Raw genomic sequence first — 23,491 nt, forward strand, 5'->3', positions numbered from 1 at the left:
GATCGGGCATTGATGGGGCATGTCTGACCTCATTGATGACCCGGCACCGGGCCAAAATATACCGGAATATTCCGTCTCGGAGATTTCCGGCGAAGTGAAGCGCACGCTCGAAGGGACCTTTGGGCGTGTGCGTGTGCGTGGCGAAGTGGGCCGGGTGTTCAAGGCGCGTTCGGGCCACCTCTATTATGACGTCAAGGATGACCGGAACGTTCTGGCCTGCACCACATGGAAAGGCCAGGTGGCCAAGTTGTCGGTGGTCCCCGAGGAAGGCATGGAGGTCGTCGTGACGGGTCGGCTGACGGCCTTTGGTCAGCAATCCAAGTACAACATGAATGTCGAGGAAGTCGCCGTTGCGGGTGCTGGTGCGCTGATGGCGATGCTGGAAAAGCGCAAGGCGGCGTTGGGGGCTGAAGGGCTGTTCGCGCCAGAGCGCAAGCAGCGATTGCCCTACCTGCCAGAGATCATTGGCGTTGTTACATCGCCGTCGGGTGCGGTTATCCGTGATATTCTGCACCGGTTGCGCGACCGGTTCCCGCGCAAGGTTCTGATCTGGCCCGTCGCGGTTCAGGGGGCAAACTGTGCGCCGGAGGTGGCGAACGCGATTACAGGTTTCAATGCATTGACGCCCGGCGGAGCATTGCCCCGGCCCGATTTGATCATCGTCGCGCGTGGCGGTGGGTCGATCGAGGATCTGTGGGGCTTCAACGAAGAGATCGTGGTGCGGGCCGCAGCGGCGTCCGAGATTCCATTGATTTCGGCGGTGGGGCACGAAACCGACACGACATTGATCGACTATGCGTCTGATCAGCGCGCGCCGACACCGACGGCGGCGGCGGAACTGGCCGTGCCTGTGCGGCTGGAATTGATGGCGTGGCTTGATGGGATGGATGCCCGGCTTACCCGTGCGTTGACGGGGGGGTGGGGCAGCGTGGGCAACGCCTGCGTGATTTGTCGCGGGCGCTGCCGCGTGCTGACAGCCTGCTGGATGGCCCGCGACAGCGGCTGGATATCTGGGGCGAGCGCCTGCCTGCGGCATTGATGCGTGGTGTGCAGGTGCGACGGGTAAAGCTGTACGAGGCCGCAGGAAGCCTGCGCCCGGCTGTGTTGCGCCGTGCGATTCAAGCCGATATGCGTCGGTTGGATGGGCTGAGTGCGCGGCTGGGTCCGGCGCTGGGCCGGGCGGCCCAGGACGACAGGCGGCGTCTGGAAGTCGTGGCGGCGCGGCTGGAGAGAGTGCAGCCGGGCGCCGAAGTCATCCGACATAAGGAAGTGTTGGCCCGGATGTCGATCAGGCTGCGTGATGTCGGCGTGCGACAAATCAGAGGCTGGCGCGATACGCTGACAGGTCTGGACCGCCTGAGAGAGACTCTGGGATACAAGGCGACGCTGGAACGCGGGTATGCGGTGGTGCGGGGCGATGGTGCCTTGGTCACAACGTGCAAGGCGGCAGGTGACGCCAAGGCGCTGGAGATCGAGTTCGCGGATGGGCGACTGCATGTCAGTGCCGGGGAAACCGGTCCGAAGACGGCAAAGAAGACCACACCGAAGAAGCCAAAGCCGGAGCAGGGCAGCCTGTTCTGAGACGGACACAAAAGCCCGCTAAGGAAACCTCTGTTTCTGTGTTTCCAACATCTGAACGATCCGTGATGAAACCTCGATATTGTCTATAGGTCGCCTAAGTTGCGCCTAATTCTGCGGCCATATCTGCTGTCAACGAGAACGAGCAGAGGTATGTGTTAATGGATCGCCTGACTGAAATGGAAGCCTTCGCCACTGTGGTGGATCAAGGGGGGTTTACCGATGCTGCGCGCAAGATGGGGATTTCCAAATCCGCCGTGTCCAAGCATGTGTCTTCGCTGGAGGCGCGCTTGGGGGCCCGCCTGCTGAACAGGACGACACGGCGCGTCAGCCCGACCGAGATCGGTCTGGCCTATTACGACCGGGCGTTGCGTGTTCTGAATGATGCTGGCGAGGCGGATGCGCTGGTCAGCTCGATGCAGAGCGATCCTTCGGGGCTATTGCGCATCTCTGTGGCGACGGATTTCGGGGTTAATCACCTCAGCCCGGTTCTGGGCAGTTTCCTAGATGAGTTTCCGGATATCACGGTCAACATGGTGCTGAACAACCGCTATGTAGAACTGATTTCCGAAGGGTTCGACATGGCGATCCGCATTGGCGAGCTGGAAGACAGCACACTGCGGGCACGCAAACTGACCGAAACGACGAAGCGGATGATCGCATCACCGGGGTATATCCAGAAATATGGACGTCCCCAGAAGATTGATGACCTGAATGAGCATAAACTGCTGCATTATTCCAGCCAATCGGGTGGATCGGTGTGGAAGCTGACTGCGCCCTCTGGCGAGAAACGCCAAGTGCGCACAGCGGGTGGGCTATCGGTCAATGACGGTCAATCGCTGCTGAATGCGGCCATCTCGGGCCTCGGCATCGCCTATCTGCCCAGTTTCCTATACGCCGACGCGATGGAAAAGGGCCTGATCGAGGACGTGATCCCTGATCTGCCAGTCGAGACCCAAGGCATCTATGCGGTTTACCCGCCGGGACGGTTTACCCAACCCAAGGTGCGCGCGTTCATTGATTTTCTGGTTCATGCCTTTGCGGACAAGGGTCCGACAGACTGGTGATACGACACAACGACTTTCCTCCCCGCCCATAGCAGGGCCACCTGAACCCCGGTTAGCATTGCCTGCAGCCGGGGTTTTCTTTTGTGCGTATGTCCGGGTGTCAGACCTTAGCGCGTGCCGCGGACAGCCCACGCACGTGCGGCCAGCAGAATGCGACCGTCCGGGTCAGTTGGCAGCGCTTCTTCGAGGCGGATCTTCAACCGTTTGCGCGCCTCATCGTCTAGCGATGCGCAATAGCCGGGTGCGGGGGCAATCCCAGAAAGAAATGGGGTCCAATAGTCATCGAAATTCTCGAACGGTGTCGGAACGTCAATTGGTGCCGTGGAAACATCGCGTAGCCCAGAGGCGCGGAACAGATCAGCCAGCGCATCGGGTTTGCAAATCGGAAACCGAACGCCTTCGTCCTTATCGCGGGCTGAGGGGTCGAGCGCGATGGCGGCATCCCAGAAATAGCGCATGAACTGAACATGGCCGGCATAATCCCAGACATAGGCGGCGACCGTTCCGTTCGGGGTGGTAACACGCGTCAGTTCGTTCATGGCCTTTTGCACATCCGGGATGAAGTTCAGCACCAACCCGGAAACAGCACAATCCACTGCGGCGTCCGCGGCAGGGACGCTATCGCCAGCACCCTGTCGAAACTCTGCACGCGGATCAGTGACCGAATTGCGTGCCAAGGTCAGAAAGCCCTCGGACGGTTCGACGCCGATGATGGATACAGGGTCGCACGCGTCCAATATACGAGAGGTCAGTGCGCCTGTCCCGCACCCGAGATCAAGCCAGCGTTTCTGGTTTGGCACATCCAGCCAAGCGAGGAATTTTTGACCCGTCAGGCGGCTCCATCTGCCGACATACATCTCGTAGGCGTCGCCATTTGTCCATTTGTCGTGCATGGTGCTTCTCCCGCTGATGCATGGGTGATCTTAGCACATTTTCATCGGCAGCGCAGAATGCCGGGACGATAGATGCTGTCGCGTGCACAGGTTCTGTGCGCTGCTTCGACTTGTCAGCGGCGCGGATCATGCCAGATTACACAGCAACAGAAACAATTGATCTCAGAGGTATCTCAATGACCAAACCGACCCTTCTGCTGATGTCCGGCTCGCTCCGCGAGGCGTCCTATAACAAGATGCTGCTGCGAGAGGCTGCTGCGGCCTATGGCGACGCGAACGTCATCGAGGCTGATCTCGACCTGCCGCTTTATGATGGGGATGTCGAAGATAGGGGTATCCCCGAAAAGGTCACGACACTGATCAAGCAGGTTCGTGGCGCGGATGCGCTTGTCATCGGAGCACCGGAATACAACAAGGGAATTTCCGGCGTGTTGAAAAACGCGCTTGATTGGCTGAGCCGGGTCAAGCCGTGGCCGACACAGGATAAGCCCGCTGTAGTGATGTCCGCCGCCGGTGGACGCTCGGGCGGAGAGACGGCGCATTTTATGACGCTAAGCATTCTGACGCAATTGCAGGTCAATGTCGTGCATGGGCCGTTGATACTGATAGCCGCCGCACAGAACGAATTTGACGAGAATGGTGCGTTGACGAATGATTTCCTCAAGGGTCAGGTCGCCGACCGGATGGCGCGGCTGCGCGGGATGATCGGTTAGCCAAAACGGTTAGTGTCGAACGCGGACAGATCAGCGTTCATGCGTCGCCCATTGATCAGGTCGGCCACCCAACGTCCGGTTTTTGGTCCTCCGGTCAGGCCGACATGCTGGTGGCCAAAGGCGGCAAAGACGCCGCTGCCACCGATTTCGCCGATCAAAGGCAGGCTGTCGGGGGTGGAGGGACGAAAGCCCATCCACTCTTCGACACTATCGTAGGTCAGACCGGGAAACATCTTGGTCACATTGCGGCGGAGCAGGTCAAAGGGCGCGCGTGAGGGTGGCGCGGTGATGCCGCCCAATTCGACCATACCGGCGCAGCGCAGACCATGCTCCATTGGATTTACCGCGAATTTGCCGGATTGGATCATCAGAGGTGTGTGGACCTTGGCATTGGGGCCGGTAAAGTGCAGGTGATAGCCGCGCTCGGCCTCCAGCGGGGTTTTGACCCCCAGTTTGGCCATCAGGGGTTTTGACCAGATGCCCGCCGACAGAACAGCGGCATCGCAGGCCAGAGTACCGTGGTCAGTGATGATCTCGGTAACATGGCCATCGCTGAGAGTGACGTCACGCATTTCGGCCTGAAGGTAGGTTCCGCCCTCGTCCTGAAACACCTGTGCAAGATCGGCCATATAGGCGCCGGGATTAAGAATATGCCCATGTCCACGCAGCATCGCCAGACACCGCTGTGACGGGGCGAGCATCGGCTCTGCCTCTTGTACTGCGCCGCCTTCGATCAAGTCGGGCACGTAGCCTGCTTCGCGTTTCAGCGCCCAGCCATAGGCGTCTGCGTCAAATGCGGCGCGGTCACGGTAGACGTAGCCGAAATCACTGGAACTGATCCATTTCTCCGCCCGTGTGCCCTTGGTCAGCGCACGGTGCTGATCGACGCTGTCATGCAGCAAATGCACCAGACTTGCAGAGGTCGCGCGGGTGCGTGCATCGGTCGAGTTCGCGACGAATTTGGCGAGCCAAGGGATGAGGCGCGGCAGGTAGGACCATTGCAGGAATAGCGGACCGTCGCGGGACATCAGGTATTTCGCCCCGTCTCGGGTGATGCCGGGGGTATTCATCGGCACGATGGCCCATTCCGCCAGCAGCCCGGCATTGCCATAGGACGCACCAGCACCGGGATAGTCACGGTCGATCAGCGTTACGGTATGGCCTGCGCGACGCAGCCAGATGGCAGAGGATAACCCGCAGATACCTGCTCCGATGACGATGATGTTTCGGGGTGTCATGGGGCGGGTTCCTTTGACCATGGGGTTGCGCGCACCCTAGGCAGAGGTTGCGGTATACGGCAAGTGGGTCGACCGCGTTGAAGGAAAGGATGAAACACCCTAGGATCCGGCATGTCAGGGAGAAGCATGCATGACTGATAAGCCAGACCTTGCCACGATACTGGGAGAGGTGGACAGCTCGACCTTTCTGGGATTGTCGGCGCGTTCTGATCTGAATGTCAGCGACGCGTCGTCGGCCTATCTGGGGGTGCCGGGGGCAACGCCTTATGGCCAGATGGGAGCATTCGCGCGCAATGCACCGCAAGCCCTGCGCGTGGCGATGGCACCAGAGGCGAGCCTGATCGACCGGTACAATTTTGACCTCGGCGGGCCGCTATTCCCGGCCGGGTGCAAAGCTGCAGTCGACTGCGGTGATCTGCCGTTCAATACAGAGGATTTTGCCGCAAATCGGGCGGTGATCCGCGCGGCTGTGGCGGAGATTATGGCGGCGGGCGTCGTGCCGATAGTCGTGGGCGGTGACGATTCGGTGCCGATTCCGATGCTGGATGCGCTGTCTGACACTGGCGATAGCTACACTTTGTTGCAGATCGATGCGCATATCGACTGGCGCGATGTGCATATGGGCGAACGGTTCGGCCTGTCCTCCAACATGCGCCGCGCGTCAGAGATGGCACATATCAGGCAAATCATTCAGGTCGGCGCGCGTGGCACCGGGTCGGCACATTCCGACGATGTCCAAGACGCGCTGGATTGGGGGGCCGAAATCGTGCCCGCCGAAGAAGTGCATGCGCATGGCATTGCTCCGATTCTGGCGCGGATAGAGACAGGCGCCCGAATCGTTATCTGCTTTGACGTGGATGGGTTGGACCCATCCGTGGTGCCGGGGTGCCTTGCGCGCAGCCCGGGCGGGCTGAGCTATGGCCAAGGGTTGGGTCTGTTGCGCGGCGCGGCAGAGCGCGGCACGATCGCAGCCGTCGACTTTGCCGAGTTTGTGCCCGAAATGGATGTGGACGGGATCGGTGCGGTCGCCGTTTCGCGGCTGGTTACTACGGTCATGGGGCTGGCAGCGCGGCAGTAGGCGCGCGGCGCGGTGGCGATCACCAATAAAAAAACCCCGCCTCGGATCTGAGACGGGGTTCTAAATGTCCTGCCACACGCGGGGTGCGGCTGGCGCGGCTCAGCCCTGACGGGCTTTGAAGCGGCGCTGGGTCTTGTTGATCACGTAGACGCGGCCTTTGCGGCGCACGACGCGGCAATCACGGTGCCGGTTCTTGAGCGAGCGAAGCGAGTTGCGTACTTTCATCGTCGTCTCCTTTGTTGTCGCGGCGCGGGCCAGCGCCTTGCGGGTTGCGGGCGTCCCGGCACAGCCGGAACAGTGAATTCATGGTGGGCACTACAAGGTTCGAACTTGTGACCCCTTCGATGTCAACGAAGTGCTCTACCGCTGAGCTAAGCGCCCATGAATGCCGACCCTTATTCCGTGCCCCAACAAATAGGGGCGCGGAAATCCGCGCCGGTCCGCTGGTCTATAAAAGAAGCGTGAACAGGGATCAAGGGCTTTTGGTTCGCGAAAAATTCGGTCTATCATGTGACCAGAAGTCAAAGAGATTGTTTCGAGCGCGTATGTCAAAGGTCGCCTATCACCTGATCCATCCTGACAGGCGGAACACAAGCGTCGTGTTCGCTTCGCCGCATAGTGGGCGGGATTATCCTGCGTGGTTCTTGCAACGGTCGATTCTGGATGCGCAAGCGGTGCGCAGTTCGGAAGATGCGTTTGTTGATCTGCTCTTTGCTGCGGCCCCGCGCGAAGGTGCGCCGTTCTTGCAGGCGGGCGCGCCGCGGGCGCTGATTGATCTCAACCGGGCAGCAGACGAGCTTGACCCCGCGCTGATCGAGGGGGTGCGTAAGGTCGGACATAATCCACGCGTCTCCTCGGGTCTGGGCGTGGTGCCGCGCGTGGTGGCCAATGGGCAGGCGATTTATGAAGGTAAACTGAGCCGCGCAGAGGTCGATACCCGGATCGAATCCTATTGGCACCCCTATCATGCGGCATTGCGCAGTCAGATGGATCAGGCGCATGCGATGTTTGGTCAGGCGATTCTGATTGATTGTCATTCAATGCCGCATGAGGCGATGGATCAGGTCGCGCGGAAGGGCCTGCGACGACCCGAGGTGGTTCTGGGTGACCGCTTCGGCGCTTCGGCCAATGCGGGGATCGTCGAGGAAATCGAGCAGGCGTTCCGTGCGGCTGGTCTGTGCGTGGCGCGCAATACGCCCTTTGCCGGTGCCTATGTGACGCAGCATTATGGCCGCCCCTCGCGCGGACGACACGCGGTGCAGGTCGAGATTGATCGCGCGCTCTATATGGATGAGCAACGCATCGAGCCGAATGCGAATTTCGATGCGTTCCGAATGGTGCTGAACGGTGTGATCGCACAGATCGCCGATATTGGGCGTCCGGCAGACAGGGCGTTGGCGGCAGAGTAATCGCCGCAGTCAGCGCAGCGCCCGGCCCTTGCGAATCGCTTCCTTGCCGAACTTGCGCCTAATTTCATCGGTGGCCCGCTCCGCACTGCTGCGACGGCGGGCGTCAGGGTCGAGCAAATCGCCCGACAGGTCGGCACCATCTTCGTTCAGCAGGTCGGACAGTCCGATACCGATTAGGCGGAATGGGGCCCTGTCGGCCATCGGGTCCATCAGGGCGCGGGCGGTGCGGTAGATCACATCGGCCAGTTGCGTGGAATCGCGCAGCGCCAGACGGCGGGTCAGGATCGCGTGATCCGCGCGCTTCAGCTTCAGTGTGACGATCCGGCCAGCAAGCGCGCGCGCCTTGGCCCGGTCCGAGACCTGTTCAGAGAGCCGCCAGAGATGCCCGTCGAGAATGTCGAGGTCACCGGTATCTTCGAAAAAGGTGGTCTCTTTGGAGATGGACTTTATCGGTGCCCGCGCATTGACGCGGCGATGGTCCTGCCCGCGCGCCAGATGCCATAACCGTTCGCCCATGGCGCCGAACCGCGTGGCGAGGTCAGTGCGCTCCCACCTGAGCAGGTCTGAAAATGTGCGAATCCCCGCTCTTTCAAGGGATGTCTGTGCCGCCTGACCGACACCCCAGATCAGGCGAACTGATTTGTTGTGCAGAAAATCAGCGGTTTCGGTTTGTCCGATCACCGAAAAACCGCGCGGCTTATCGAGGTCGGAGGCGACCTTGGCGAGGAACTTGTTGTGGCTCAGTCCGATTGAGCCGGTAACGCCCAGTTCCGTGGACATTCGCTTAATCAGGCGGGCCAGCATGATCGCGGGCGGGGCACCATGCAGCCGCTGGGTGCCTCCGAGATCAAGAAATGCCTCGTCGAGCGAGAGCGGTTCGATGTCTGGCGTTAGTTCTTGCATTATGGTGCGGATCTGCTTGGAAACTTCGACATATACGTTCATTCGAGGCTTCACGATCACCGCATCAGGGCAAAGCTTTAGCGCCTGAAACATTGGCATGGCGGACCGCACGCCGCGAATGCGCGCGACATAGCAGGCGGTTGAAACCACGCCGCGCCGTCCACCACCGATAATCACTGGCTTTCCCTGCAGGCTGGGGTCGTCGCGCTTTTCGACACTCGCGTAGAAGGCGTCGCAATCCATATGGGCGATGCTCAGGTCAAACAGCTCGGGATGGGACAGAACGCGCGGACGCCCGCAGGCTGTACAGCGTTGCTGCGCCGGGTCTGTTTCGGTCAGGCAATCGCGACAAAAGGCGGGCATGGCGTGGGACCGGGATAAATGTGTTTTCACCTTAGATGAAACTGGGGTTGGTATTAAGAGGCTTTGCCCCTCGATCTTTCGACCTTACCTCAGGATACCTGCGGCCAGACGATGCAACATGTCGCATGGTTTTTTCCGGCGCGGAATGTTCTCGGAGAAGCCGAGGATACGCTTGGGTGTGACCTAGGCTTGGGCCAGTTCTGCGAGGATTGCGGCAGCGGCTGTGGCAGGATCATCGGCGGCCCAGACGGGGCGGCCAACCACGATGTGATCCGCGCCATTGGCGATGGCTTGGGCCGGGGTTGCAACGCGCTTTTGATCGCCAAGTGCGGCACCGGAGGGGCGTACACCCGGCGTCACAATCAGCTTACCCGCGGCCTCAGGCAGGGCGCGAATTTGTGCGGCTTCGCGCGGTGAGGCGATGACGCCATCGGCACCGGCGTCGAGTGCGCGGGTGGCTCGGTTGGTGGTGATTTCGGCCGGATCGCCCGGTTGGATCATGCCGTCGTCCAGATCGGCGCGGTCGAGGGACGTCAGGATCGTGACGGCGAGGATTTTCAAACCCGAACCTGCCGCGCCTTCGCGGGCGGCGCGGACGACGTGTGGATCGCCGTGGACAGTGAGGAAATCAAGGTCGAACTGGGCAAGCCCGCGCACGGCGCTTTCGATCGTGGCGCCAATGTCGAACAGCTTTAGATCCAGGAAAATGCGCTTGCCATGTTCTTGTTTCAGCTCTTGGGCCAGCGCCAGACCGCCGCCGGTCAGCATACCGAGGCCGATTTTGTAGAAACCGACCTGCGGCCCGATGCGCTGGGCCATCTCCAGCCCTGCGAGTGCGTTCGGCACGTCAAGCGCCACGATCAGACGGTTATCGGCTGTGGGCATATCGCGCTCCGCTTTGTCAGGGTTGCGCTCTTTTTGCGAGTTGGCGGTGCCTCGTCAAGTGATTTGAACCGTGAGTGCCGGGTAATGTGGCGGCGGGGGCGTGCCACGTTGGGGAATACCTGTCAGGCCCGCAATGTCCGCACCTCGGGTTGATGCGTTGGAGTGGGAATGGGGTTGCGAAATTCCTGTGTCATATGCTTGCACATCTCGATCTGTCGTTTTCCGCCTCGAAATTCCGGCATTTGACGGATCTGGCGCAAAGAGTCGGATATGAGTGCGCGGGATAAGCTGTCACGATTTGCCTGTTCTGGTTTCTCGGCTGTGCCGAGTAGGGACATCGTGCATATATCAGTGGTCAGGATGACGATCGCCTGATGCAGCCCCCGCGCGGGCAGGAACTGCAGATTGTCAAACTGGATTCTCTTGATCAGCATTGGGTTCACCATGAATTACGGTTGTTCCAGATAATCCTTTCAAACCGATGAATTCATGGTGAAGTGACGGGAATACTTCCCCCGTCATGCGGGTTTCAGGCAGCGCGTGCGCCAAACAGCCGGTCAAGGAGCGAATTGCTTGCTTGTACCGTGGTATCGGTCTGTGGCGTCGGCGCAGCATGCGCGAGGCGCAGCATTGGATTACCACGACGGTGCGCGCGACGCGCGGCTTCGGACAATCCGCGGGCAATGAGGCCATATTCGGCGTGCAGCGGGGCGGCTACGCGCACTGGATATGAATACCCCTGCCCGCCATCATGGACGCGGACCAGCGTTTCGAAAGCTCCGATTTCGGGGTTGTAACGGATGTCGTCGAATTGAATTTTCTCGATCTGCATAGCAACGCTCCTTCAGAATATGAGTTATCTGGCCCATCCGAGGCCTGTGGATAACTGGGCTTCTCCTGTGGATAACATGGAGATGGCCAAGAAAGTTTCATCGGGGAACTTAAAAAGTTTTTTGTCATAGGCGGAATTTGGCCCGTTTGTCTTGAACCGGAGCAGGGCGCTGCCCATTTTCTGGTCAAGGGTTCCGACAGTGCATGCCTAATACTGGGTGCGCGAGTGGAGCAACGCTTATATAAAGGAGAATAGCGATGGACTTGTCGAAGTTCACCGAGCGGTCACGCGGATTCATTCAGGCCGCGCAGACGATCGCGATGCGGGAAAGCCACCAGAAACTGGCGCCCGAACACTTGCTCAAGGCATTGATGGACGATGGCGAAGGGTTGGCGAGCAACCTGATCAAACGGGCTGGCGGTGCGCCGGAGCGGGTTGTGCAGGCGCTGGATTTGGCCATGGGAAAAATCCCGCAAGTCCGCGGCGATGCCGGGCAGACCTATATGGATCAGCAAACCGGCAAAGTTCTGGATGAAGCCGAGAAGCTGGCGAAGAAAGCCAAGGATAGTTTTGTCCCCGTGGAACGGATGCTGACCGCGTTGGCGATGGTAAAATCGCCTGCCAAGGCGGCGCTGGAGGCCGGTGGCATCAGTGCGCAGTCCCTGAATGAGGCGATCAATGATATCCGCAAAGGGCGCACGGCCGATACAGCCAGTGCCGAGGATACCTACGAGGCGCTGGAGAAATACGCGCGCGACCTGACTGCGGCCGCTGCCGAGGGCAAGATTGACCCCATTATTGGGCGCGATGACGAAATTCGCCGCTCGATGCAGATTCTCAGCCGCCGGACCAAGAACAACCCTGTGCTGATCGGTGAGCCGGGCGTGGGTAAGACCGCGATTGCCGAAGGGCTGGCGCTGCGGATTGTGAATGGTGATGTGCCCGAAAGCCTGACCAACAAGAAGCTGTTGAGCCTCGATATGGGGGCGTTGATTGCTGGCGCGAAGTATCGTGGTGAGTTCGAGGAGCGGCTGAAGGCCGTGCTGAACGAAGTCACGGCGGCGGCGGGCGAGATCATCCTGTTTATCGACGAAATGCACACGCTTGTCGGCGCTGGCAAGGGCGACGGCGCGATGGATGCGGCCAACCTGATCAAGCCTGCGCTGGCGCGGGGCGAATTGCACTGTATTGGCGCCACGACGTTGGACGAGTACCGAAAGCATGTGGAAAAGGACGCCGCCTTGGCGCGCCGATTCCAGCCACTGGTGATCGAGGAGCCGACGGTCGAGGACACCATCAGCATCCTGCGCGGGATCAAAGAAAAGTATGAACTGCATCATGGGGTGCGGATCAGTGATAGCGCGCTGGTGACGGCGGCCACGCTGTCGCACCGTTACATCACGGACCGCTTTCTGCCGGACAAGGCCATCGACCTGATGGACGAGGCCGCCAGTCGTCTGCGCATGGAAGTCGACAGCAAGCCCGAAGAGTTGGATGCGCTGGACCGCGAAATACTGCAAAAGCAGATTGAGGCGGAAGCGTTGAAGAAAGAAGATGACACTGCATCCAAGGATCGACTGGCGACGCTGGAAAAGGATCTGGCCGAGATGCAGGAACGTTCTTCCGAGATGACTGCGCAATGGCAAGCCGAGCGTGACAAGCTGGCGTCGGCGCGTGATCTGAAGGAGCAACTGGACCGGGCGCGGATCGATCTGGATCACGCGAAGCGTGCTGGTGATCTGGGACGTGCCGGCGAGTTGAGCTATGGCGTCATTCCGGGGCTGGAAAAACAGCTGGCTGAGGCTGAAAAGGCCGAGGAAGACGGTGTCATGGTCGAAGAGGCCGTGCGTCCCGAGCAGATCGCGCAGGTGGTTGAGCGCTGGACCGGTATTCCGGTGGCCAAGATGCTGGAAGGCGAACGCGAGAAACTGCTGGGCATGGAAGACGGGCTGCACAAGCGCGTCATAGGGCAGGCACAAGCGGTGAAGGCCGTGGCAAGTGCGGTCCGCCGGGCGCGCGCGGGTCTGAATGACGAAAACCGGCCGTTGGGGTCGTTCCTCTTCCTCGGGCCGACCGGCGTGGGCAAGACCGAGCTGACCAAGGCGGTGGCCGAGTTCCTGTTTGACGATGACAACGCAATGGTGCGCATCGACATGTCCGAGTTCATGGAGAAACATGCGGTCAGTCGTCTGATCGGCGCGCCTCCGGGCTATGTGGGCTATGACGAGGGTGGCGTGTTGACCGAGGCCGTGCGGCGGCGTCCCTATCAGGTGATTCTGTTCGATGAGGTCGAAAAGGCGCATCCGGATGTGTTTAACGTGCTGTTGCAGGTGCTGGATGATGGGGTGCTGACGGATGGTCAGGGCCGGACAGTGGATTTCAAGCAGACGCTGATCATCCTGACATCGAATCTAGGCGCGCAGGCGCTGAGCCAGCTGCCCGAGGGTGGCGACATGGCGCAGGCGCGGCGTGACGTGATGGATGCAGTCCGCGCGCATTTCCGGCCCGAGTTCCTGAACCGTCTGGATGAAACGGTCATCTTTGACCGGCTCAGCCGCGATGACATGGACGGGATCGTGGATATTCAGCTGGCTCGGCTGACAAAACGGTTGGCGGCGCGCAAAATCACGTTGGATCTGGACGAAAGTGCCAAGAAGTGGCTGGCCGACGAAGGCTACGACCCGGTTTTTGGCGCGCGTCCGCTGAAACGGGTGATCCAGCGCGCAGTGCAGGATCCGCTGGCTGAAATGCTGCTGGCCGGTGACGTCATGGACGGGGCAACAGTGCCGGTGACTGCCGGGGTTGATGGCCTGATTGTCGGCGAGCGTATCGGCAGCACGAACAGCCCGAAACCGGGCGATGCCGTGGTTCACTGACGGTACAGGACGCCGACTAAGTGAGAAAGACAGAGCGCGCGGACATGGGTCGCGCGCTCTTTTTCTTTTTGTATCAACCGAGACTTGAGCCGGGCGGTGGCACTATTCGTTGAAAGACCCGCAGCAAACCAGGACGGGACGGACGAATTGCTACGCACGAAATTTGTCACCGGGTCCCACAATATTCGGACGTAGCGAAAACCGCGCGCGCAGGTTGTAGGACCTCAAACGCCTCTTTAACCGCTATGCCGAAGGCACAAAAATGTCCCCATTCTGGAAACAATAACCACAATTCCATTGATATCTTGCGAGGATTCGCTGCACCGTTCTATACTGTAAAGAAAACGGGCGGGCAGGCAGAGCAGTGCCAACAAGCGCGCCCAGATGAGGCAAAGCATAGTGACCGGCATGGCAGAACAGGCTCCCGAAACCCCTCTTTGGCTGGACGATCTTCGTCCCGGCGCGGAAGGCGAGGGGTTTTTCGAGAAGAACCTCAGACATTCGCTGATGTTCATCAAACGGCCCAGCGACCGGCTGCTGGTGACGTTCGACAATCTGAGCAACGTCAATGACGAGAGTGTCACACGCGAACCTTGGGCGTATAAATTCGCGATGGACAGCGGGCTGTCGCATCTGGGGATCATGGCGCATGTCAGCGACTGGTATCGTGATGTGGACCTGATCAAGCGGTTCGAAGGGCTCGTCGCACAAGGGTTCTTTGACGGCTACAAACGGGTGGTTTTCGCCGGCGTATCGATGGGTGGCTATGCGGCGCTGGCGTTCTCATCATTGGTGCCGGGCGCGCATGTAGTGGCGGTCAATCCGCAGACGACACTCGATCCTGATCTGATCCCGTGGGAAACCCGCTATGAAAACGGGCGGCGTCAGGACTGGACCCTGCCGTTGGCTGACGGGGCGGCACTCACGTCGGGCGCGGGACGGGTGAACGTGTTCTACGATCCCTATCACGAGCTGGATCAGAAACATGTGGATCGTTTCAGCGGTGACAACATCCGCATTTTCAAATGCTGGTTTTCGGCGCACAAGACGGCGGTGTTCCTGCGCAAGATCGGCGTATTGAAGGATGTGATGCGTCATGCGATCTTTGACGAGCTGAGCGAGGCAGAGTTTTACCGGCTTTACCGCGCGCGGCGAAACCTGCCGTGGTATCGCGGGTCTGTGTCCGGGTATTTCCGCGACAAAGGTCGCGAGGAGTTTGCCACGCATTTCGACCAGATGTTCCGCCGCCGCCTGCGCAAGCAAAAGCGCCGACTGGCGGAAGAGGCCGAAGCAGCTGGCCAAGCCGCCCCCGAGAGCGGTGCAAGCAAGGCCAGCCCAGAGGCAATGGCCGACATCAAGGCGCAACCCAAGATCAAGTCGGCCAAACCACCCACAGACGGACCGATGGCAAAGGTTGTCGCGCCTGCCAATGCTGGGCGTAAGGCGCCGGTCAAGCAGGGCAAGGGCAGCCGGGTCATTGTGACGACGATGAAGAACGAAGGCCCCTTCATGCTGGAATGGGTGGCCTATAACCGGTCCATCGGGTTCACCGATTTCATGATCTATACCAACGATTGCGATGACGGCACTGACCTGATCGCCAAGCGGTTAGAGGCGATGGGGCTGGCACAGCATCGGCAGAACCCGTTCAAGGAAGGTGGCAGTCCGCAGCGCGCGGCACTCAAAGATGCGGGCAAGCAGGAAATGGTGCAAAAGGCCGACTGGCTGATCTGTGCTGACTGTGACGAGTTTCTGAATGTCCGGGTGGGCAAGGGGCGGCTCGACGATCTCTTTGCTGCGGTGGGCGACGCCGATGCGATTTCGGTTTGCTGGAAGCTCTTCGGCAATAGCGGGCAGGTCGATTATCAGGACAAGCCAGTGATCGAGCAATTCGACCGCGCCTGCGGCGAACATGAATATCCCAACTATCGCGCGCTGGGGATGAAAACACTGGTGCGCAACAATGACCGGTTGATCAAGCTGCGCATTCACCGGCCTGCATTCCATCTGGATCGCGGCGATGTGGCTTGGGTCGATGCGGGCGGTAACGCGATGCCGGATCTGTATTTACAGCAGGGTTGGAAGGCGTTTCAGGGCTTTAGTCATCAGTATGCGCGGCTGCATCACTATGCCGTTCGATCTGTCGACAGCTTTCTGGTGAAACGTGATCGGGGTCGGACCAACCATGTCGGCGACGATCAGGGCATCACCTATTGGTCAAACATGAACTACAATTCCGAGCAAGACACCACGATTCGCGCGCGCCTGCCGGGCCTGCGCAAAGAAATGGCGAAGCTGTTGAAAGACCCTGAGCTAGCGAGACTTCACCGGGGTGCAATCGATTGGCACCGGGGCAAGATCGACGCGCTGCGCAAGCGCGACGGCTGGGACATGTTCCGCGATCAGATCATGGCAATCAACGCCGCGCCTGAGTTGCAGACTGCTAAGTAAATGGCCAAGGGTCTGCCCAATGTTGTGGTGCATGGTGGTGTGCACAAGACAGCCACCAGCCATATTCAGTCGATCCTGCAGCGCAACGCCGGGCGGCTGAAAAAGCGTGGTGTCTATTACGTGCACCACCGTGACACGCGCAAGGAATACACCTTTCCCACGCAGCTGAACGGTTACGAGAAGCTGGGGTTGAACTACAAAACCAAGGTGCCGGATGATGTGCTGGCACGAAAGGCCAAGAATTTCTTTAAAAAGATCGGCGCTGGCGAAGGCCAGCGTATCGTGATCTCGGATGAGAATATGCCCGGTCATAGCGGGCATTGTGTGCGGTCTGGCCTGCTCTATAATCGGCGCGAGACGTTGCTGCCGATCTTTGCCAGCAACATTCCCTATCCGGTGACAGAGGTGCATATTGCGATCCGTCACTATGCGGATTTCTTTGCCTCGACCTTTGTCGAGTTTCTGAGGTCGGCCAAGGGCGACAACGTGATCCCCGAGGCGGCGATGAAACGCGCAGTATTGTCGAACCTGCCCAGTTGGACCGGGTTCATTGATCTGGTGCTCAGTTGTTTTCCGGATGCGACGATGACGATCTGGCGGCACGAGGATTTTCGCGATTTGTCGGATCGGGTGATTGGCAACCTGATTGGCGGTGCCGTGCCGGTAGAGGAATTGGTCACACCCAAGCGCAATCGCGGACGCCCCTCTGCCAGCCATCGTGCGGTGCAGGAATTGCTGATGGAGATCGAACGTGAGGGCGGTGATGCGGCACTGGCGCGGCGGGTGGAAATTCAGGATGCCTATCCGCGTGGGCCAGACTATCCGGGGTACGATCCTTGGACCGAGGCCGAGCGAGAGCATTTGGGACGCATATATGATAAGGACATTGCAGAGATCGCGATGCGCAAACGCGTGACATTGCTAGAGGTGTGATCCATGTCGGCTGCGTCAACGCGATGCCGACAGTGCGGCGCGAAACCCCCGCAAACGCGAAGTGCGACGGGCCGCAGTGAAGTGATGCAGTCCCAAACCAAGATCATTGCTCGGTCATAAAAAACAGGGTAATGTGCGGGCCATAACAACAACACAGGCGGCTGCCAATGCGGACTGACCTGAGAGGCACATAGGCGGAGCGCGCGTGAGCGGATTATATCATATTGCCATGCTGTGGGTCGAAGGCCCACTGAGTTATGTTGAACAACTGTGCGTACAGTCGTTTCTGGACGCCGGACATGAGGTGACATTGTATCACTACGGTCCGGTATCGAATGTACCTGAAGGTGCGAAGCTGGTGCATGGTGACGCGATCCTGAAGCGTGACAATTTCATCCAGCATGGTCGGACAGGCAGCCTTGCGCTGTTTTCGGACGTATTCCGCTATCATATGCTGACCCAATCCGAGCGGACCATTTGGGCCGATACCGATGCCTATTGCATGAAGCCGTTTGAGACCGAAACCGGCCATTACTTTGGCTGGGAGAGCGCGCACCATATCAACGGCGGCGTTCTGGGTTTGCCGCAGGATAGTGACGCTCTTGCCGGGTTGCTGAAAATGAGTGACGATGAATACGGTATTCCGTTCTGGTATAGTGACGCTGCCAAGGCCAAGCTTGCCGCGCAGGCAGAAGCCGGCAATCCGGTCCACGTAAGTGAACTGCCTTGGGGGATCTGGGGACCGCATGCGGTGACTGCCTGGCTGCAACGGACCGGCGAAGATAAATACGCCTTCGCGCAAGAGGTTCTCTATCCTGTCCCGTTCGACCTGCGTCGCAAGATGGCAAAGGAAGGTGGGCGCAAGGCGGCGGATCGGCGGTTGACCGACAAAACCACCTCAATCCACCTTTATGGTCGTCGCATCCGCGAATTTCTGGCCAGTCGTCCGGACGGATTGCCGGACGACGGCAGTCTGATTGATGCGCTGCTGAAGAAGCATGGGATTGATCCCACGGCCGCGCCGGTGATCAGCAAAAGAGACAAAGCGGACGCAGCAGAATAAAAAAGGCAGAGCCATGTTAGATGCAGGATCGAACACAATGAAGGCCAAGAACGAGAACCTGACCGATCTGGCGGATCGCTATGGATCGGACAAAGGATCGACCAAGCATCGGTATACAGAACTCTACCACATGCTGTTTCACCCCTACCGGCAGCGCAAGATCAACTTTCTGGAGATGGGCCTGCTGATCGGCGGGCCCGAGCACGGCATCGACAAGGACCGCAAGACGACAGATGTCCCGTCGATCCGCATGTGGCTGGAGTATTTTCCCAAGGCGAATATTCACGGGTTGGATGTGTCGGACTTTTCATGGTTCGAACATGAGCGGTTTACCTTTCACCGCTGCGATATGGATGATCGGGCAGAGATCGCGCGCACGATGGACGCCATGGACGCCCCGGACATCGTGATCGACGATGCCAGCCATGCCAGCCACCATCAGCAGAATGCGTTCCTAGAGATATTTCCCAAGCTGAAATCAGGGGGCCTATATATAATAGAGGACCTGCGCTGGCAGCCGGACCCATATGAAGTGCCGGGCATCACCAAGACGGCGGCACTGTTGCGTTCCTTTATAGATGAACGGACGTTCAGCCATAGCGACCCGGCGATTGCCGAGGGGTTCAATGCGTTGATCCCAGAGATGTCCGCCTGCATCGTGCATCCGGTGCGCTATCAGAAAAAACGCAAGGATCAGGTGGCGGTGATTCACAAGCGTTAAGGCACGAAAGGACCGGCGACATGATCTGGCTAGAGGCGCTGAGCTATGTCGTAACGATCCTCGGGTTCCCTGCCGCAATTCTGGTGATCGTCCGCGAAGAGCGTCTGCGCCGCGAGAACGAGGAAAACGAACTGCATCGCGAGCTGTCGGCGGAGTACGATAATTTCCTGCGGTTGGTAATGGACAATGCCGATCTGCTGTTGATGAGCAAATACAGCCTGCCGGAGCCATTGACCGATGAGCAGCGCGAGCGCACCGATATTATCTTTCGCATTCTGATCTCGCTCTTCGAGAAGGCCTATATCATTCTGTATGAGGACGGAATGGAGGGGCGCGCGCGTCGTCGCTGGTTGTCTTGGGAGGATGACATGGTGGAATGGTGCGCGCGGGATGATTTTCGCGCAGCCCTGCCGCACCTGCTGGAAGGCGAGGACGATGCATTCAGCAAGCATATCCTGCGATTGGCAGAGCGGCACACGTAATCCGGTTAGATTGAAGGTTTGGTAAGCCGCCCGGCGGTTTACGCAAACCACGGTGCGCCATTGACGATCTTGCGTTAGGAATGACAGGCGCAAACACAACCACCAATCTGGGATCGCATATAATGGACTTTGCACTGCACGTTTTGGAAATACTCGCACTCGTGTTCGTGATGGCGCTGGGCCTGATCATTCTGATGATGATGATCATGTTTATCCTCGACCGCGCCCAGACCGGCGATGCGATCCGCCGCAACTATCCTGTAATCGGGCGGTTCCGGCATCTGTTCTCTACGCTTGGTGAATTCTTTCGGCAGTATTTCTTTGCAATGGACCGTGAGGAAATGCCGTTTAACCGTGCGCAGCGTGATTGGGTCGGCAACGCGACAAAGGGTGGCGGAAACACGGTTGCCTTTGGGTCGACGCGCAGTCTGACGCTTCCCGGCACGGCGATCTTTGTCCCCGCGGCATTTCCGCCGCTCGACGATCAGATCGCGGCAACCGAGCCGATGAAGATCGGCCCCTATGCTGCTATTCCTTATATGGCCAAATCGATCTTTAACATTTCGGGCATGAGCTATGGCGCGATTTCGCGTCCAGCGGTCGAAGCCCTAAGTCGGGGTGCTGCCAAGGCAGGTATCTGGCTGAACACCGGCGAAGGCGGCCTGTCGCCCTATCATCTGAAGGGTGGTTGCGATGTCGTCTTTCAGATCGGGACGGCAAAATACGGTGTACGCGACCAGATCGGAAGCCTGAGTAACGAGAGGCTGCGCGCGGTCGCGGAAAACCCACATATCAAGATGATCGAGCTGAAATTGGCGCAGGGAGCCAAGCCGGGTAAGGGGGGTATCCTGCCGGGGGCCAAAGTCACGCCAGAGATTGCCGAGATTCGCGGCATTCCGGCAGGGGAGGATAGCATATCGCCGAACCGCCATCTGGAGGTCGAAGATTTCGGTGATCTGCTGGATCTGATCGGGCACATCCGGCAGGTGACGGGCCGCCCCGTCGGAATCAAGACGGTGTTGGGGTCGTCGATCGCATGGCAGGAGTTTTTTGAGCTGATTGTTCAGCGCGGCGAAAAATGCGCGCCGGACTTTATCACTGTGGATGGCGGCGAGGGCGGCACGGGTGCGGCGCCGATGCCATTGATTGATCTGGTCGGCATGTCGATCCGGGATGCGCTGCCACGGATGGTCGATCTGCGCGACCGACATGGGCTAAAGGACCGCATACGCGTCATCGCCAGTGGCAAGCTGGTCAATCCCAGCGATGTCGCGTGGGCGATCTGCGCAGGGGCCGATATCGTTACCTCCGCGCGTGGGTTCATGTTCAGTCTGGGCTGCATTCAGGCGCTGAAGTGTAATCGCAACACCTGCCCAACGGGCATCACCACGCATGACCCGCGATTGCAGCACGGGCTGGTGGTCGAGGACAAATACCTGAAGGTCGCGCATTACGCCAAATCGGTGATCAAGGAGGTCGAGACGATTGCGCATTCGGTCGGGGTGGCCGAGCCGCGCCAGATGCGGCGTCGGCATGTGCGGATCGTTCAGGCCGATGGCAGTTCGGTGCCGATGAACCAGATCAGGCCAAGTGTGCAGACGGATGTGACTTCCTAAGCGCGCGGGGCAACGGGCCGACGAGGCGATCTGAGATTGTTACAGGATCCGACCGGAATGTGAGCGCGCTTGTTTTGCGTGTGTAACGAACCGGCTGCTAGGTTTTTCAAAACGAAACCCGGCAACGCGGAGAGATGACATGGCAATGCGCTGGAAAAACACCCTCAAGGAAAGTGAAGCCACGCCCGAGAGTGCCTATCTGAATCGGCGGCAGTTAATGGCGGGTGCTGCGGGCATGGGACTGATCGGGTTGCCCGGCATCGCGCGGGCCGAAACGCTGGACCCGCACCCGTGGGAAGATATCACCGAGTACAATAACTATTACGAGTTCGGCACCCGTAAAGAAGACCCGGCCAAGAATGCACATATGCTGACCACTGCGCAGTGGAGTGTGAAGATCGACGGGTTAGTTGAGCGACCGGGCAACTATGCGTTTGAGGATATCATGGCCAAAATGACGGTCGAGGACCGTCTCTATCGGTTCCGTTGTGTCGAAGCGTGGTCGATGGTCATACCATGGAACGGGTTTGAGTTGCGTGATCTGCTGGAATTGGCGGGTGTACAGAGTGCGGCAAAGTATGTGGCGTTCGAAACGGCATTGCGCTCGGATGAAATGCCGGGTGTCGCCTATCCGGTTCTTGACTGGCCATATGTCGAGGGTTTGCGTCTGGACGAGGCAGTTCATCCGCTGACGATCATGGCGACTGGTATATATGGCAAGGATATCCCGAACCAGAACGGCGCGCCTTTGCGGTTGGTGATTCCGTGGAAGTATGGATTTAAATCTATCAAGTCTGTGGTTCGGATCAGTCTGACCGATAGAGAACCGCCGACGAGCTGGAACAAGGCGAACGCGCACGAGTATGGCTTCTATAGTAATGTGAACCCCGAAGTGGACCATCGCCGATGGAGTCAGGCCAGCGAACGGGTGATTGGTGGCGGGTTGTTCTCTGCCAAACAACCAACGCAGATGTTCAACGGTTATGGCGAAGAGGTCGCATCGCTCTATAAGGGGATGGACTTGGCGGTACATTACTGAACGTGGTGACGGAGCTGATTAATCGTGCCACCCGGCGCATCCCGACTTGGTCGGTTTATGTGATCGGTCTGCTACCGATCCCCTGGCTCATATATATGGCACAGACCGGGGGGCTGGGGCGTGAACCGATCAAAGGGTTGGAGCACGAGCTGGGCGAACTGGCCCTACAGTTGCTGATCGCCGGATTGTGCATTACGCCGCTGCGCCGCTACGCGGGTTTGAACCTGATCCGGTTTCGTCGAACCTTGGGCGTTTTGGCCTACTCTTATGTATCGCTGCATCTGTTGGTTTGGCTGGTTCTGGATATCGGCGTTCTGAGCCAAATCGGGACGGACATTCTAAAGCGTCCTTACATAACGATCGGCATGGCGGGATTCGTTGTCTTGACGCCGCTGGCGTTCACATCGAACAATTGGTCGGTGCGCCATCTGGGGCCGAAGTGGCGCAAACTGCACAAGCTGACATATCTGGCGACTCTATTAGGTGGTTTGCATTACGTGATGCTCGCGAAAGGGCTTCAACTGGAGCCCCTTCTATATATGAGCGCGATTCTCATGCTGCTGGCGCTGCGAATCCGACGGTCACCGAGGAATCAGGCTGCTTGAGCGCCGCTTAGGGTGCCGAGTCGGCGAGATTCGAGGGAATCGTATGCCCGAATCCAGAAAAACGACTCGTTGAGCGGAAAAATTTCGGGGTGATTTGCCGAGTCGGAGGTGATTCAGGCCGACTCGAACGCGGAGTCGGGGTCGATTCACGAACGAGTCTGGGGATAACTGGGCTGTCGGCCCCAAGATGTAGCATTTGACCTACGGTAAACGTCGCAAGATAGTTGCGCTAAAACGGGATCGGCGGAAATAATCAGGCGTAACCCCCTCTTTTTTCTATAAAATCCCGGTTTTTGAAAAAAAGATGACGTTTCTCGAAAAAAGGGGTTGCGGGTCTGAGGTCCAAACCGTAAATACCACCTCACCGGCGGCGCAGAGATGCACACCGGGACGCCAGACGGCACCACGGAGCGACGCTCCAGACGGTCAGACGGTAAGAAAATTTGAGGCAGATGAGGCGGGTCGCGCTAGTAAGTTGTAGCGCAGCCGGTTGATTTTGTCTCGGGACTTTCGGGTCCCACGCTCTTTGAAATTGATGATATCTGAAGAGATATGTGGGCGGTTTGGTTCATTCGATGAACAAACAACTGCACATATATCGCGCTGGTAGGGGCAACCCGATGACCAGTGTCAGCTTCACTGTTTGGACGGCTTTCGGTTTCTTATGAAACCAGAAGCACAACAAACAGATCGTTCCGGCCTTTGCCGGTCGGAACAAATATGTGCAGAGGTTCGAACGTCAAGGA

20 protein-coding genes, 1 tRNA gene and 1 pseudogene are annotated in these 23,491 nt (G+C 58.9%); 14 read left to right on the forward strand and 8 right to left on the reverse strand.

Annotated elements, in window-relative coordinates:
• Positions 1-19: 19 nt before the first annotated feature.
• Together xseA and N7U68_RS12920 are read left to right on the forward strand one after the other, a co-directional pair.
• Positions 20-1,581, forward strand: a pseudogene (gene xseA / locus N7U68_RS12915) (exodeoxyribonuclease VII large subunit).
• 158 nt (positions 1,582-1,739) lie between these two features.
• Positions 1,740-2,645 (forward strand): LysR family transcriptional regulator, encoded by a 906-nt coding sequence (locus N7U68_RS12920; protein ID WP_165194908.1) that lies wholly within the window; start codon positions 1,740-1,742, stop codon positions 2,643-2,645.
• 107 nt (positions 2,646-2,752) lie between these two features.
• On the opposite strand, the gene N7U68_RS12925 is transcribed toward N7U68_RS12920, so the two are convergent.
• Complete coding sequence (locus N7U68_RS12925) at positions 2,753-3,538, reverse strand: class I SAM-dependent methyltransferase (protein WP_263047060.1); 786 nt, start codon at positions 3,536-3,538, stop codon at positions 2,753-2,755.
• A gap of 176 nt (positions 3,539-3,714) precedes the next feature.
• On the opposite strand from N7U68_RS12925, the gene N7U68_RS12930 reads away from it, so the two are divergent.
• Complete coding sequence (locus N7U68_RS12930) at positions 3,715-4,251, forward strand: NADPH-dependent FMN reductase (protein ID WP_263047061.1); 537 nt, start codon at positions 3,715-3,717, stop codon at positions 4,249-4,251.
• Here the strand turns inward: N7U68_RS12930 and N7U68_RS12935 are convergent.
• Positions 4,248-5,489 carry an NAD(P)/FAD-dependent oxidoreductase gene (locus N7U68_RS12935; RefSeq protein WP_165194902.1) on the reverse strand — a complete coding sequence of 414 codons (1,242 nt, stop codon included), beginning with the start codon at positions 5,487-5,489 and terminating at the stop codon, positions 4,248-4,250. The genes N7U68_RS12930 and N7U68_RS12935 overlap by 4 nt on opposite strands.
• Positions 5,490-5,619: 130 nt before the next feature.
• Between N7U68_RS12935 and N7U68_RS12940 the strand changes: the two genes are divergently transcribed.
• Positions 5,620-6,567 (forward strand): arginase family protein, encoded by a 948-nt coding sequence (locus N7U68_RS12940; protein ID WP_263047062.1) that lies wholly within the window; start codon positions 5,620-5,622, stop codon positions 6,565-6,567.
• A gap of 99 nt (positions 6,568-6,666) precedes the next feature.
• Here the strand turns inward: N7U68_RS12940 and ykgO are convergent, their stop codons facing one another.
• Both ykgO and N7U68_RS12950 read right to left on the reverse strand, forming a co-directional pair.
• Positions 6,667-6,792 (reverse strand): type B 50S ribosomal protein L36, encoded by a 126-nt coding sequence (gene ykgO, locus N7U68_RS12945; protein WP_005850168.1) that lies wholly within the window; start codon positions 6,790-6,792, stop codon positions 6,667-6,669.
• 81 nt (positions 6,793-6,873) lie between these two features.
• Positions 6,874-6,948: transfer RNA gene (locus tag N7U68_RS12950), tRNA-Val, on the reverse strand.
• A 164-nt stretch (positions 6,949-7,112) separates the two neighbouring features.
• Here N7U68_RS12950 and N7U68_RS12955 point away from each other — a divergent pair.
• A complete protein-coding gene (locus N7U68_RS12955; protein ID WP_263047063.1) occupies positions 7,113-7,976 on the forward strand; it encodes an N-formylglutamate amidohydrolase in 864 nt (287 codons plus the stop codon).
• 9 nt (positions 7,977-7,985) lie between these two features.
• Here the strand turns inward: N7U68_RS12955 and N7U68_RS12960 are convergent, their stop codons facing one another.
• The 4 genes from N7U68_RS12960 to N7U68_RS12975 all read right to left on the reverse strand — a co-directional run bounded on the left by N7U68_RS12960 (position 7,986) and on the right by N7U68_RS12975 (position 10,959).
• Positions 7,986-9,242, reverse strand: a complete 1,257-nt coding sequence (locus N7U68_RS12960) for a DNA polymerase IV (RefSeq protein WP_263047064.1) — start codon at positions 9,240-9,242, stop codon at positions 7,986-7,988.
• A 183-nt stretch (positions 9,243-9,425) separates the two neighbouring features.
• Entirely contained in the window at positions 9,426-10,127 is a 702-nt protein-coding gene (pyrF, locus tag N7U68_RS12965; protein WP_263047065.1) for an orotidine-5'-phosphate decarboxylase, read from the reverse strand.
• A gap of 122 nt (positions 10,128-10,249) precedes the next feature.
• Positions 10,250-10,561: a hypothetical protein gene (locus N7U68_RS12970; RefSeq protein WP_263047066.1), complete on the reverse strand. Its 312-nt coding sequence runs from the start codon at positions 10,559-10,561 to the stop codon at positions 10,250-10,252.
• Positions 10,562-10,656: 95 nt separating this feature from the next.
• A complete protein-coding gene (locus tag N7U68_RS12975) occupies positions 10,657-10,959 on the reverse strand; it encodes a hypothetical protein (protein ID WP_263047067.1) in 303 nt (100 codons plus the stop codon).
• A 257-nt stretch (positions 10,960-11,216) separates the two neighbouring features.
• Between N7U68_RS12975 and clpB the strand changes: the two genes are divergently transcribed.
• The 9 genes from clpB (at position 11,217) to msrQ (ending at position 22,745) form a co-directional block, all read left to right on the forward strand.
• On the forward strand, positions 11,217-13,835 hold the full coding sequence (clpB, locus tag N7U68_RS12980; protein ID WP_263047068.1) for an ATP-dependent chaperone ClpB: 2,619 nt from the start codon (positions 11,217-11,219) through the stop codon (positions 13,833-13,835).
• Between the two features lie 384 nt (positions 13,836-14,219).
• Positions 14,220-16,286 (forward strand): glycosyltransferase family 2 protein, encoded by a 2,067-nt coding sequence (locus tag N7U68_RS12985; protein ID WP_263047069.1) that lies wholly within the window; start codon positions 14,220-14,222, stop codon positions 16,284-16,286.
• On the forward strand, positions 16,287-17,219 hold the full coding sequence (locus N7U68_RS12990; protein ID WP_165194886.1) for a hypothetical protein: 933 nt from the start codon (positions 16,287-16,289) through the stop codon (positions 17,217-17,219).
• Positions 17,220-17,424: 205 nt separating this feature from the next.
• A complete protein-coding gene (locus tag N7U68_RS12995; protein ID WP_241188078.1) occupies positions 17,425-18,282 on the forward strand; it encodes a hypothetical protein in 858 nt (285 codons plus the stop codon).
• Between the two features lie 37 nt (positions 18,283-18,319).
• Complete coding sequence (locus N7U68_RS13000) at positions 18,320-19,003, forward strand: O-methyltransferase (RefSeq protein ID WP_263047070.1); 684 nt, start codon at positions 18,320-18,322, stop codon at positions 19,001-19,003.
• A gap of 20 nt (positions 19,004-19,023) precedes the next feature.
• Positions 19,024-19,485, forward strand: a complete 462-nt coding sequence (locus N7U68_RS13005; protein ID WP_165194867.1) for a hypothetical protein — start codon at positions 19,024-19,026, stop codon at positions 19,483-19,485.
• 122 nt (positions 19,486-19,607) lie between these two features.
• Positions 19,608-21,101 carry an FMN-binding glutamate synthase family protein gene (locus tag N7U68_RS13010; protein WP_263047071.1) on the forward strand — a complete coding sequence of 498 codons (1,494 nt, stop codon included), beginning with the start codon at positions 19,608-19,610 and terminating at the stop codon, positions 21,099-21,101.
• A gap of 139 nt (positions 21,102-21,240) precedes the next feature.
• Positions 21,241-22,140 (forward strand): protein-methionine-sulfoxide reductase catalytic subunit MsrP, encoded by a 900-nt coding sequence (gene msrP, locus N7U68_RS13015; RefSeq protein ID WP_263047072.1) that lies wholly within the window; start codon positions 21,241-21,243, stop codon positions 22,138-22,140.
• Positions 22,141-22,142: 2 nt separating this feature from the next.
• Positions 22,143-22,745: a protein-methionine-sulfoxide reductase heme-binding subunit MsrQ gene (gene msrQ, locus N7U68_RS13020; protein ID WP_263047073.1), complete on the forward strand. Its 603-nt coding sequence runs from the start codon at positions 22,143-22,145 to the stop codon at positions 22,743-22,745.
• Positions 22,746-23,491 lie beyond the last annotated feature (746 nt).

This window comes from Roseovarius pelagicus, assembly GCF_025639885.1.
Lineage (GTDB): Bacteria > Pseudomonadota > Alphaproteobacteria > Rhodobacterales > Rhodobacteraceae > Roseovarius > Roseovarius pelagicus.